Origin of the sequence: Christiangramia echinicola DSM 19838 (genome assembly GCF_000423065.1) — a bacterium.
In the GTDB taxonomy this organism is placed as follows: domain Bacteria; phylum Bacteroidota; class Bacteroidia; order Flavobacteriales; family Flavobacteriaceae; genus Christiangramia; species Christiangramia echinicola.
In genome coordinates this window covers 1-14,072 of record NZ_AUHG01000002.1, presented here as the reverse complement: position 1 = coordinate 14,072, position 14,072 = coordinate 1, and the positions used below count along the sequence as shown (strand labels likewise).

Annotated in this window: 5 protein-coding genes and 1 rRNA gene; 4 read left to right on the top strand and 2 right to left on the bottom strand. The window is 40.2% G+C overall.

What is annotated here, in order from left to right; translation table 11 throughout:
- Window positions 1-149: 149 nt before the first annotated feature.
- Window positions 150-259, top strand: a 5S ribosomal RNA gene (gene rrf, locus G530_RS0100210).
- 354 nt (window positions 260-613) lie between these two features.
- Window positions 614-1,558 carry a DUF4382 domain-containing protein gene (locus G530_RS0100205; protein ID WP_026932612.1) on the top strand — a complete coding sequence of 315 codons (945 nt, stop codon included), beginning with the start codon at window positions 614-616 and terminating at the stop codon, window positions 1,556-1,558.
- A 48-nt stretch (window positions 1,559-1,606) separates the two neighbouring features.
- Here the strand turns inward: G530_RS0100205 and G530_RS0100200 are convergent, their stop codons facing one another.
- On the bottom strand, window positions 1,607-3,067 hold the full coding sequence (locus G530_RS0100200) for a glutamate synthase subunit beta (protein WP_026932611.1): 1,461 nt from the start codon (window positions 3,065-3,067) through the stop codon (window positions 1,607-1,609).
- A gap of 2 nt (window positions 3,068-3,069) precedes the next feature.
- Complete coding sequence (gene gltB, locus G530_RS0100195; RefSeq protein ID WP_026932610.1) at window positions 3,070-7,593, bottom strand: glutamate synthase large subunit; 4,524 nt, start codon at window positions 7,591-7,593, stop codon at window positions 3,070-3,072.
- Window positions 7,594-8,441: 848 nt separating this feature from the next.
- Between gltB and G530_RS0100190 the strand changes: the two genes are divergently transcribed.
- Entirely contained in the window at window positions 8,442-12,164 is a 3,723-nt protein-coding gene (locus G530_RS0100190) for an Ig-like domain-containing protein (RefSeq protein WP_026932609.1), read from the top strand.
- Between the two features lie 522 nt (window positions 12,165-12,686).
- Window positions 12,687-14,072: hypothetical protein (locus G530_RS16335; RefSeq protein WP_156888575.1), on the top strand; the 1,386-nt coding region annotated here is incomplete at its 3' end.

Here is a 14,072-nt window from a genome sequence, read left to right as displayed (position 1 = left end):
CGATGGTCTCGAAGCTGCAAAACTTCGAGACCGCCAAATGCTTATTTTATAGTGCATTATTAGTTCTTCTTATTTTTTGTTTCTTAAGTATGTCAAAGATATTAGTGTCGAGAGACACAGTTTTAAGCCTAAGCTTATAACTTACCTTTTAAGGTGGCTATAGCAACGGGGCTCACCTCTTCCCATCCCGAACAGAGTAGTTAAGCCCGTTAGCGCAGATGGTACTGCTGTATTGTGGGAGAGTATGTCGCCGCCTTCTTCTTGAAAACCCTTTATCATATCGATGAAGGGTTTTTTTATACCCGAAAGTCAAGCTTTGACTGCCTCCTTATACACGACTACTTTATAAATGCAAGAATTCATCAAAATTGTGTATCAATTCTACAAACTCTTCCAGTGTTTGAGCGATTTTAAACTTTTTATCTTAAATACCAGGTATTTGTTCGTAAATAGAGACTTGACGGTCAATATTTTGGCATATAGCTGTAAGAAAAGTACCATGATTTACTGCTAAATTGGAAATATTGGCAGGGAACTTGTTTTTCTCTAACTCGGGGATAACGTGCAACACGTTTCCGCTAAATTTTAAATTAACGCAAAAATTAAATCAATTATGCTTATTAAAAACCTAACTAAATTTAGTCTGATATTAGGATTAATTTTATTTGCTTCATGTTCTGAAGATGATACTTTAGATAATGGAGGGAACGGGGAAGAAATGAATTCTACCGCGGTATATATTACAGATTCTCCTGTGGATGATGCTGAAGTAGATGCTGTTTTCATTACTGTTGCCGATGTAATGATTAATGGAGAATCTATTGAAGGATTCAACAAGACCACTATCGAAATTAGCAGTCTAACCAAGGGTAGAACGGAACTTCTCGGTGAACTTGATCTGGAAGCAGGTACCGCTTCAGATATTACATTAACTTTATCTGAAACAGATGCCTCAGAGAATGGCCCAGGGAATTATGTGATGACATCTGGGGGAGCTAAAGAAGAGATCACTACTGCTACAGAGATTAATATTAGTGATGAGGCAGAGATCTTCGCAGACGCTCAAAACGAGTTGGTTCTTGACTTTGATCTTCGTAAGAGTTTAAAGCAGGATGCTGGAACTTATTCATTTGTTTCTGAATCACAGCTTGAAAATAATATCAGAGCGGTCAATAAAGCCGATACGGGTATTGTGACGGGTAGTGTAGACAATACTAGTGAAGCTAATGGTGAAGTGGTTGTTGCTTATGCTTATCAGGAAGGTTCTTTTGATGAATCTGAGAGCAGTGCGAACAATGAAGGGATTAATTTCTCAAATGCCGTAAGTAGTTCTGTAGTTTCTGATTCTAATGGTGAGTTTGAAATTCACTTCCTGGAAGAAGGAGATTATGAACTGCATTTTGCATCTTATTCTGATATTGATGACGACGGAAAACTTGAATTTTCGGGTATGGTTGAAGCCAGTACGGCCAGCAGCCTTGACTTAAGCGGATTCACTGTAGATGCCAATTCTGAAGTTAATCTTCAAATTACTTTTACTGGACTTTTAGGTTTGTAAAATGAAATTATAGAATAAAAAAAGCCCCGCTTTAAGCGGGGCTTTTTTTTATGGAGTAGGAAGATCTCCCTCACCTTTAATAGGCAATTTTGATTTTCCTGTGAGGAATTTATCCACGTGATGTGCAGCTTCTCTTCCTTCGGAAATTGCCCAGACGATCAAAGACTGGCCTCTTCTCATATCACCTGCGACGAAGATATTCTTCACGTTAGTGCTAAAATCCTTTTTACCTTTTATATTGGTTCTCTGATCCAATTCAAGACCTAGTTGCTCCCCAAGGCTTTTTTCCGGGCCGGTAAAACCTAAGGAAAGTAAGGCAAGGTCACATGGCCATTCTTTTTCGGTTTCTGGAACCTCCTTTAATTCCGGTCTTTGTCCTGGTTTTTTAATCCATTCTACCTGTACAGTTTTTAGTCCTTTTAAATTCCCTGCATCGTCCTTTACGAATTCTTTTGTTTGAATGCTCCAGTTCCTTTCCACGCCTTCCTCATGAGAAGAACTTGTTTTTAAGGTAAACGGCCAGTAAGGCCACGGATTTTCTGAAGATCTTTTTTCCGGCGGAAGCGGCATGATCTCAAAATTAGTAACAGATTTTGCTCCATGTCTGTTGGAAGTACCCACACAGTCTGAGCCAGTATCTCCACCGCCTATAACGATCACATCTTTTCCGGAAGCATTCAATCTTTCCTCGACCTCATGAAGTCCGTCTACAGCCTCATTATTGTGTTTCAGGAATTCCATTGCCTGCACCACACCTTCAGCATCAGAACCTGGAATAGGTAATTTTCTACTTTCTATAGCTCCACCACATAATACTACCGCATCAAAACTTTTAAGCTCTTCAATAGAATAGTTTTTACCAACTTCTGTATTGGGTTCAAATTTTATCCCTTCAGCTTCCATTTGGTCTAACCTGCGATCTATAACTTTCTTTTCCATTTTAAAATCTGGAATACCATATCTTAGAAGTCCTCCTATTTTTGAATCTCTTTCAAATACGGTAACATGGTGACCTGCTCTATTAAGTTGTTGAGCTGCGGCAAGCCCGGCAGGCCCCGAACCTACAACGGCCACTTTTTTATCTGTACGGTGAGCAGGCGGTTGCGGCTGTATCCAGCCTTCTTTAAATCCTCGTTCTACAATATACTTCTCTATCATTTCAATGGCCACAGGAGGCTCTATAATGCCTAATACACATGCCGATTCGCATGGTGCAGGACATAATCTACCCGTAAATTCCGGAAAATTATTGGTCGCATGCAAAATCTTCAAGGCTTTCTGCCATTCATTTCTATAGACTGCATCATTAAAATCCGGGATAAGATTCCCCAGTGGGCAACCACTATGGCAAAACGGAATTCCGCAATCCATACAACGCCCACCTTGTTTTTTAAGTTCTTCAGTGGGAAGTTCTTTGTGAAACTCTTTATAATTCTTAAGCCTCTCCTCGGGCCTTATATCATCTTCTTCTTTGCGATCGTATTCTAAAAATCCTCTTAATTCACCCATTCTTATACTGTTTTAAGATCTACTTCTTCTATTTTCTGTTTCTCTGCTTCAAGCTTCAGTAGCGCCTTTTTGTATTCTGCAGGCATAATTTTTATAAATCCTTTAGCAGCCAGTTCCCAATCATTTAAAATGGCTTTGGCAACCTCACTCTCTGTATATTGATAATGATTTACGATAAGTTCTTCCAGTTCCTGAAGGTTTTCTTCGGAAGGAGCCTCGAGTTCTATCATTTCCATATTGAAATTGTTCCTGTCCAGATCATTTTCCGGATCAAAAATATAAGCAATACCACCGCTCATTCCGGCAGCGAAATTTCTACCCACTTTTCCAAGGATCACGGCAACACCACCAGTCATATATTCACAACCATGATCCCCAATTCCTTCAATGACCGCTTTTGCGCCTGAATTTCTTACACAGAAACGTTCTCCTCCAATTCCGTTGATATATGCTTCACCATTTATGGCGCCGTATAAGGCGACATTTCCAATAATGATATTTTCTTGGGATTTGAATGTCGCTGCCTTTGGCTTTCTAATGGAAAGAACTGCCCCGGAAAGTCCTTTTCCGAAGTAATCATTAGAATTACCTTCGATATTCAGGTTTAAACCTTTGGCGGCAAAAGCTCCAAAACTCTGCCCGGCTGAACCATTAAAATTCAGCGTAAGTGTATTCTTTGGTAATCCTACCGAGCCATGAATTTTGGAAATTTCATTGCTGATTATTGCTCCAGTGGTACGATTCGTATTACTTATAGGATAGCTTAGTGTCACTGGTTCCTTCCTGTAGATCGCTGGGTGCGCCTGCTTCAGAATTTCAAAATCAAGTACTCCTTCTAAATTATGAAGCTGTTTTTCGGTATTAGAAAGTGGAACTCCATCCTTGATATCTGGCTTATGCAGAATATTTGAAAGATCGATTCCCTGGGCTTTATAATGTTTTATTGCCCGGTTCATTTCTATTTTCTGACTCTGGCCAACCATTTCTTTCATACTCCTGAAGCCAAGCTGCGCCATGATCTCTCTTAATTCCTGAGCGATGAAATACATGAAATTGATCACGTTTTCAGGTGTTCCTTTAAAATTCTTACGAAGTTCAGGATCCTGGGTTGCGATACCCACTGGGCAAGTATTTAAATGACAGGCACGCATCATGATACATCCTGTTGCCACCAGAGGAGCAGTTGAAAAACCGAATTCTTCAGCTCCCAGTAAACAAGCGATGGCAACGTCACGACCGGTCTTTAACTGTCCGTCACATTCCACAACGATCCTGCTTCTAAGGTTATTGAGCAATAATGTTTGCTGCGCTTCAGCAATTCCAAGTTCCCAAGGTAAACCTGCATGTCTTAGAGAGGTTAAAGGCGAAGCTCCTGTTCCTCCATCATATCCCGATATTAGAACTACATCTGCCTTTGCTTTTGCAACCCCGGCAGCAATGGTTCCAACTCCAACTTTAGAAACCAGTTTCACATTGATACGGGCCTCACGATTGGCATTTTTCAGATCGAAAATTAGCTGCGCAAGATCTTCAATAGAATAAATATCGTGGTGTGGAGGAGGAGAGATCAATCCAACATATGGTGTGGAATTCCGCGTTTTGGCAATATCGGGATTCACTTTTGCTCCAGGTAATTGTCCACCTTCACCGGGTTTGGCTCCCTGGGCCATTTTTATCTGTATCTCCCGGGCATTGGTAAGATAGTCTATACTAACTCCAAATCTTCCCGAAGCTACCTGTTTAATGGCCGAATTTCTCCAGTTTCCGTTAATGTCTTTCTGAAAACGATCTGCATCTTCACCACCTTCACCCGAATTACTTTTACCTTTGATCCTATTCATGGCAATAGCAAGGTTCTCATGTGCTTCTTTGCTAATAGAACCAAAAGACATAGCTCCGGTCTTAAATCTTTTTACGATCTCGGTCCAGGGTTCTACTTCTTCAATAGGAATAGGATTTAATTCTTTGAATTTGAACATTCCTCGTAAAGTCATGAGCTTTTCATTCTGCTCATTGATTATACTGGAATATTCGGTATAGGTTTCATAACTATTCTGTTTAACCGCCTGTTGAAGCTTGGCTACACTGGCCGGATTAAAAACATGACGTTCTCCATTTCTTCTCCAGCGATAATCTCCACCCATTTCCAGGTCAAGATCTGTTTCTGTTTCTGGCGGAAAGAAGGCATGCTGATAGCGTTTCTGAATTTCTTTTTCTATCTCGTACAGTCCTATCCCTTCAATTCTGGTAGGTGTATTTGTAAAATATTTATTGACGAATTTCTTGTTCAGCCCTAAGATCTCGAAGATCTGAGATCCTCGATAGGAGAGAAGTGTAGAAATTCCAATTTTGTTCATGATCTTCACGATCCCTTTTCCGATAGCGACATTAAAGTTTTCCACGGCTACTTCAGGATCTTCCACATCTATCTCTTTTCTTTTTACAAGATCATATATTACCTCATTTACCATATAAGGGTTAACCGCACTGGCACCATAGCCGAATAATGCTGCAAAATGATGCGGCTCTCTTGGCTCGGCAGATTCGATCACAATTCCAAAGCTCGACCTTCTGTTATGATCTTTAGCTCTATGATGAACAAAAGAGCAGGCAAGGAGTGATGGAATTGGCGCTAGTTCTGGATTCATATTCCGGTCAGACAGGATAATCACGTTACAACCATCATCAACAGCATTTTTGATTTCGGTGATCATTTCTTCCAGCCGGTCTTCCAGACCATTCATTCCTTTATCGGCTTCATAAAGCATGGAAACAGATCTGGCTTTAAAACCGGGATAGTCTATATATTTTATCTTATCCAGGTCTTCATTTGAAATAACCGGATTCTGAATTTTAAGTTTTTTACATTGTTCAGGAATAACCTTGAAAAGGTTAATATCTTCACCTAATGACAGGCTAATATCGGTGACGATCTCTTCCCTTATTCCGTCTAAAGGAGGATTGGTAACCTGGGCGAAAAGCTGTTTAAAATAATTGAATAATAATTGTGGTTTATCTGAAAGTACTGCCAGTGGAATATCTGTACCCATAGAACCTATCGCCTCTTTAGCCTTCGAAGCCATTGGGGAAATAATGGTAGTAATATCCTCGTAAGTATACCCATAAAGTTTTAGGCGGGTAACATATGGTATGTCTTCAACGGGAGTTTGATTGCCTGTATATGGTACCTTTGCCAGAGGTAATAGATTATCATCCAACCAGTCCCGGTAAGGCCTTTCTGAAACTATTTTTGCCTTTACTTCCTCATCTTCAATAATTCGGCCTTCGATCATATCTACCAGGAACATTCTCCCCGGTTCTAGTCTACCATGCTTTAGAACATTTTCTGGTTTGATATCCAAAACCCCTGTTTCCGAAGACATCACCACATAACCATCTTTAGTTACGGTGTACCTTGAAGGTCTTAAGCCGTTACGATCCAGTAATGCGCCAATATAATTCCCATCTGTAAACGGTATGGAAGCAGGGCCGTCCCATGGCTCCATTATACAGGCATTGTATTCATAAAAAGCCTTTTTATCGGCGTTCATGGATGGATTCTTTTCCCAGGCTTCAGGGACCATCATCATGATAGCCTCAGGTAAGGATCTTCCTGTTTGTAAGAGCAATTCCAGCGCCATGTCCATAGAGGCGGAATCTGATTTTCCTTCCATAGTTATGGGAAGAATATTCTTGATGTCTTCTCCAAAAATGTCGCTTTCAAAAAGTTCTTCTCTTGCTCGCATCCTGCTAAGATTTCCGCGCAGTGTATTGATCTCCCCATTGTGACACATATATCGGAAAGGTTGCGCCAGGTCCCAGGTAGGGAAGGTATTAGTTGAAAATCGTTGATGTACCAAAGCTAGTTTGGTGATCACATCAGGATCTTTAAGATCTTTATAATAATCATTAATGTCCTGGGGCATTAATAGACCTTTATATATTATGGTATTGGTGGAAAGACTTGAAAAGTAGAAATATTCACTCTGAGCCAATCCGGAATTTTCTATGCTGTGTTCAGCGATCTTACGGGCTGTATATAATTTAGAATTAAAACTTTGATCATCCAGTTTTTCTGGCCTGCCAACAAATACCTGCTGTATTGCAGGTTCCACTCTGCTAGCCATTTTCCCCAGACAGGAATGATTTACTGGCACCTTTCTCCAGCCAAGAATTTCCAGTTGTTGCTTTTTAATTTCGTCTTCAAAAGCTTTTTTACAAAGTTCGGCCTGATTCTTATTCTTCGGAAGAAATACCATTCCCACGGCATATTCCCTGGATTCCGGAATTTCAAATTCACAGACCTTCTTAAAGAAAAGATGAGGAACTTCTATTAAGATCCCTGCACCATCTCCGGTTTTACCATCGGCGCTTACTGCACCGCGGTGTTCAAGTCTAACCAGAATGTCTATGGCATTATGTATTATTTTATTACTTCTTTCGCCTTTTAGATTACAAATAAATCCTGCTCCACAATTATCGCGTTCATTTAGAGGGGAGTAGAGTCCCTGTTCTTTCATTTTCATACGTGTTCATTCTAAATTATTCTTTTAAAGTTAAAGAAAACCGAATGAACTTTTATTAGAATAACAGGCTTTAAACCAAGTTTTTACGCATTGATAATTATAGGTGTATAAAATGAGAATTTCCTAAAATTATTCATTGTAATTGAGAAATGAATAACGGAAAACATCGGGTTTTTTAATGACTAAGGTTTTTCCTTCGATTTGTGTAATCCTTAACAATGAGCATTCAATTGACCAGTTTTCTTCGATCTTAATGGATCATTATTAAGAGCCTATGCCGATAAGCAGGTGACTAATGGTGATGAAACTCAGATCAATATAGACTTCGCTTTAAGATCGAATGCAGTCTATATTATGAGAATAGAAACCGACAGAGATTTTTTTTCTTATGTCTGGGAATTAAACAATTTATAATAAACCAAAAGAAATTAAATATTTAAAAATCAGATATATAGAGTTGAACTTAGATTCATTTTTTGTAAATTTATGGTGATCAATTTAATCAGTGATTCTTCATTCACTGATTCATGAGTCTGCTGAGTCGACTTCAAAATTCAGAGACCGTATTATCCCCCCACGAAGTTTGTAATGCCCCAAAAATTATTCTGAATTTCACCTAAAGATCTATGTAACCTCCAGATCTTAAAACCTGTTACTTTGAGATCATATTAACTGCAGGATGATGTTAGTTAAGTACTTTCTTCATTTTTCAGCATAGACTGTCCCCCCTGTATTAGATTCTATTTTACTCATCTAAAAATTTTAAGCATTTTTTACCGGCATATTCGGCGAACTCCCAGGGTTATACCCTACATGAAGATTCTTACAATAACCAAAAATTAATGATTATGAGAGTTATTACTCTTCCAGGCCGTTCAGGACCCGGAACAACAAAAAATGATGTAAGCTGGCAATTTTTTAAGGCTGGCTTTTGGACCTTTATAAAGCCTCTGGCTTTTCTTTTACTTTTATTTAATATTTCTTCCTTGCAAGCTCAAACCAATATCAAAGGTCTTGCTCCCATGCTGGAGCCTAAAGGAGGATTGGCAATAGATGGAAATGCCTTTGTTAGGGTGGCAGGAGATAACCCCGATGCCGGAGACTGGTTATTCGAAAATGGAACCGATCCTGTAACAGCCGATCCAGGGGGCGTTTTCCCGCCTTCCGCGTCTGATGGTATTGCCGAGGGTTTACCAGATCAACCCTTCCCTGAATCCTTTTATGTGTATCCCGGTCAAACCACTTTTTTCAGGGATAATATTACCAATGCAGATCCTACTATTTTCACCGGTTCGAATAAGATCAATGATAACCCTAATACATATACCTGGGGAACCGGTTCATCACCTAACAAGAATGAAATCCAAACCGCTATTGCGCATTTTTCGTTTGCCGATCCCACAATACAATTTGGAGTTGATGGAGATCTCTGGTTGGCTTTTGCAGCAGACAGGCAGGTAACCAATGGGAGTAGTTATATAGATTTTGAGATTCTGCAGGCTCCTTTAACTCAGCAGCCCGGAGGAACATTTCAGTCATTAGGACCCAATGGAGGTAGAACTCTGGGAGATATTCTTGTTACCATAGAATTCACCAATGGAGGAGGGGCAGCCACTGTGGTCACCAGGCGTTGGGTAGCCAATGGTAATAGCTTTATCTATCAAACTTTCACACCTACAGAAGGAACTGTTTTTGGAACCGAGAATGATGTAATGACTATAGTTCCTTACTCCATTTATAATCAGGATCCAATTAATGAAGCAGGTTTCTATCAGTATTCCATTAATCAGTGGGCCGAAGGAGCGGTGAACGTTTCTTCTTTCTTTCCAGAAGATGCCTGCGTTAATTTAAGTACTTTGTTTGTTAGAACACGTACTTCTGGTAACTCGGCACAGTCTGAGTTAAAAGACTTTCCGGGAAAACCTATTCAAATAACCATCGACCTTACCCCTCCTGCACCGGAGCTGGCAGATCAGTCGGCATGTGACTCCTGGGATGGCACTTTAACTGCCTCAGGATGTGAAGGTACGGTTAAGTGGTATGATGCCGCTGAAGGTGGAACTTTATTATTTACCGGCGCAGAATATTCTCCTGGAGAGATCACCGAAACCACATCTTTCTGGGCTAGTTGTACCGTAGATGAATGTGAAGGGCCAAGAGCAATGGTGACTATTACAATTTATGATTCACCAGCTATAGAAATTGGTTCTACAGATATTAGTTGTTTCGGAGAAGATGATGGAGTAGTTTCTATTAGCAGTGCCAGTGGATATGATCTTCTTGAACTGTATCAGGTAAATAACGAAGGGGATGATATTCTTATAGACAGTAATACCGATGGAAGTAATTTTACAGGTCTTGGACCTGGTGAATATTATGTGGTTGCTTCACTGGAGGCAGAAGAAGAGCTTACCTGTTCCACTACCAGTAATACTGTTGAAATTGAAGAACCACTACTTCTAGAGCTAGTCCTGGACGATGTTACAGATGTTAGTTGCTTTGGCTTTGAAGATGGAGCAATTTCGATTACTGCTTCAGGAGGAACCGGGGCATATACCTATGACTGGGCAGATATTGAAGGAGATGATAATGTAGAAGACAGAACAGGTCTTGCTGCAGGAACATACTCTGTAACCGTAACCGATGAAAACGGTTGTACTGCCATTCTGAATGATATCCAGGTAGATGAACCAGATGAACTGATGGCTCAGGTAGATGATGTAACGGATGCTACCTGCTTCGGATTTGAAGATGGGTCGATTGATATTTCGGTATCAGGAGGTACCCCTCCATACAGTTATGACTGGGATGACCTGGCAGAGGCAGACGAACCTGAAGACAGGAGTGGCCTTGCTGCCGGTACATATTCAGTAACTATTACCGATGAAAATGGTTGTACCGTTAGCCTGGAAGATATTACAGTAGACGAACCAGATGAATTACTTGCCCAGGTAGACGATGTAATAGATGCAACCTGTAGTGGTTCTGAAGATGGTGAGATCTATATCACCGCCAGTGGAGGAACCCCTCCTTATACTTATAACTGGTCAGATCTTGAAGGAGATGATAATCCGGAAGATCGTATTGGTGTTGCTGCCGGATTCTATTCAGTAGTAATTACAGATGCAAATGGATGTACTACAGAACTTGAAAATATTGAAGTGGAAGATCCGTCAGATCTTGAAGCTCAGGTAGATTCTGTAGAAGATGTTAGCTGCTTCGGTTTTAGTGATGGAGCTATTAATATCAGTGTAAGTGGAGGAACTCTTCCATATACTTACGACTGGGATGATCTTGAAGGAGATGATAATCCGGAAGACCGTACCGGAATTGCTGCCGGCTCCTATTCAGTTACGATAACCGATGCGAACGGTTGTATGTATAGCCTGAACGATATTCTGGTTAATGAGCCTCCAGCTTTAGAGGGTGAAGTAACAGATTCAATGGATCCAACATGTTTCGGATTCACAGATGGCTTTATAGATATAACTATTAGCGGAGGAACACCACCTTATACCTATGATTGGGCAGATCTTGAAGGTGACAATAACCCAGAAGACAGAACGAATATTGGTGGAGGATCATATAGCGTGACAGCTACCGATGCTAATGGTTGTGAATTCGAGCTGGAGAATATCATGCTTGATGAACCATTGGAACTAGTAGTGGATCTTGTGCCAACTCCTGAAAGTTGTGAATTCAATGATGGAGCGATCACGGTGAATGCTTCCGGAGGTACACCTCCTTACGAGTATTCATTAGACGATATAAGCTATCAGGCTTCCAACATTTTTGACGGATTAGCTGCTGGAAATTATACCGTATATACCAGGGATGCTAATAATTGTATTTCTGAAGATCCTGTAACTGTAGATCCGCCTGAAAATTGTGTTGTAAACGAAGGATGTACTTTGGGGTATTGGAAAAACCATACCGATAGATGGTGTGATGCCTACGTAACCTGTGATACTTATGGTGATATCTTTACAGATGCGCCAGCGGCGATAGCCAGTCTAAGCTTACTGGAAGTATTGAATGTTGGAGGGGGAGGTGTTTACAACCTTGGCCGTCAGTCGGTTGCTGCACTATTAAACACCTGTAGTACCGAAGTTGGATTCACATACTCCAGTGTTGAGAGTCTAATTAGTGATGTAAACGATGCGTTCGCCAATGGAGAGTCGGGATCATTCGGAAACTATTTAGACGGATTAAACCAGGCCGGATGTCCATTAGGCGGAACTTCAGCAACCACTGCACCTACCTCACCTGAATGTGATGGGGAACCTGCAAGTCTTTTAGCTGATGCCGCTTCAAGTGGATTCAGTGTGTCGCCGGTACCATTTGTAGACCAGGTGAGTGTTCAGTATCATTTTGAATATACATCGAATGTGAATATTCAGTTCTTTAATTTAAACGGACAGATGCTTCAAAACTTTAAGTTTAAAGGTGTTTCCGCAGGGAATACTAATGACTTGAATGTTAGTTCGTTTGTAAGGTCTGGACAGGCTTATATTATAAAAGTGAATACCGACAGGGAAAGTTTCTCAAAAACAATTATTTCATCTAAATAATCTTTGAATTAATAAGTTAAAGGCAGCCATTTGGCTGCCTTTTTCATTAGACGATTATTAATAAGGGAAAACCCTTATTTTTTGATTTTAATCCTTAAGTATAACGCTTAAAATGTTGTTGTTGAGATTTTTAATACTAAATATTTTATATTTGAAGTAACTATTATTACAAAGAGGTCATCCTGCAACTTCCAGATAGTTTATTTCTTGCCCCCTAAAATCTGTACTTACTCCCCCCGTTGAAGGTTACTGGACCATTTCTGGCCAGTTGAATTAAATTCTTGATTTATAATCTTGGTTTCAGATGAATTTTTGATTCTGAAGTTAAAAACCCTCCCAAATCGATAAATTTTCTTCCCCCCGGTAGACGGTATACCTTTTTAGGTATTTCCCTGATCCTTTTAGATTCAGGTTGTTAACCCTTTTCAAATTTTGATTTTCGCTCCAGAAAAATCTGAAAAACCTCCTATCGGTTCACTTGAACCTATGTTTAGGGTCTAACCATTTAAAAACTATTTTATTATGAAGAATTTTACATGTAGACAATGGATTTGGTTTTGCCTAGCCATCGTCCGTATTAGAAATTTAAAAACAGGGGTAGGAACCTTGGTGCCTATGCTTCTGTTTTTCTTAATCGTAGGTACTGGAGTCAAGGCTCAGGTTGATACACCCTGTGAGGGTGCAAATCGTTGGGAAGGAGGTTCCACCTGGATAGGAACGGATGGTTCTATTAATGATGCGCCCAATGCGGGTGCTCCTAATGGAATTATTAGATGTGGTAGTTCTGCGGAAACTCAATCACAAATTTCACCTTTTAATAATGCTGTATACAATAGCTCAGCATTTCTAATTGATGTAGAGGGAGGGGGTTGTGTGAATCCAAGTACCGGGAATATTGTAGCGCCAGATAATCCAACCAATGGCCAACCTATTGTCTGGCTCAATTTTGATGTAAGACCTTATTCTGGGAGTTTTGAGGTTCAGATAAATGACAACTCAGGAGATAATATAGGCTGGGCTTTATATGTTTCTGAACGTAATGATGCTTTCACTACCTATAGTGAATTAGCTGGAGATGATCTAAGCGGTGATTGTTCCAGTCTTTCCTTTGTCTCCTGTGGAGTTGAATCTTCGAATACCTGGAATACTATACCTGTGGGGAATGTAGATTTTCTAGAGCCTACAAACTTTTATCTGGCTATATGGGATCAGAATCCTGATGGAAATTTGACTATAAATAATTTTAAAGCGAGATTTGGTTGTGGTGATGGGGATATTCCCATCTGTGCTCTGGTAGTAGGAGATGAAACGATTAATTGTATAGATTCTGAAACTTATGAGGTGGTGGTTCCAATATCAGGTACTAATGCTCAATTTACAGCATCAGATCCAAATGCTTTAAGTATATCTGAGGATATCTGTTTAAAAAACCTTGGAGAAGGTGGACCTGTAGAAGGTGAATTTACACTAACATATGCAATAGGGACGAGTTATGATATTGATATTGTTGCTTTAGATAATCCCGCTATAGCAAATTGTGCCGATCCATTTAATCCAACTCAGTGTACAGGAGGGGTCTCTGGTAATTCTCCTGTGCCACCAGTGGCAGACGAACTCGATAATGTAACGCGTTGTGATAGTTATGAACTACCAATATTGAGCGCCGGTAATGAATATTGGACAGGTTCTGGTGGTACCGGAACCATGTTGGAGGCTGGAGATTTGATCAACAGTTCTCAAACAATTTATATATATGCTCCTGAAACAGAGGCTTGTGAGGCTGATCAAACTGATTTTGAGGTTACTATCAACGATACACCAGTTGCCGATGAATTGGATGATGTGACTCGTTGTGATAGTTATGAGCTTCCGGCTTTAAGTTCCGGCAACCAATACTGGACAGGTTCC

Bases quoted from the DNA above. Each gene is read 5' to 3' on its own strand.
- G530_RS0100205 (WP_026932612.1), top strand. From the start codon at position 614: ATGCTTATTAAAAACCTAACTAAATTTAGTCTGATATTAGGATTAATT.
- gltB (WP_026932610.1), bottom strand. From the start codon at position 7,593: ATGAAAATGAAAGAACAGGGACTCTACTCCCCTCTAAATGAACGCGAT.
- G530_RS0100200 (WP_026932611.1), bottom strand. From the start codon at position 3,067: ATGGGTGAATTAAGAGGATTTTTAGAATACGATCGCAAAGAAGAAGAT.
- G530_RS0100190 (WP_026932609.1), top strand. From the start codon at position 8,442: ATGAGAGTTATTACTCTTCCAGGCCGTTCAGGACCCGGAACAACAAAA.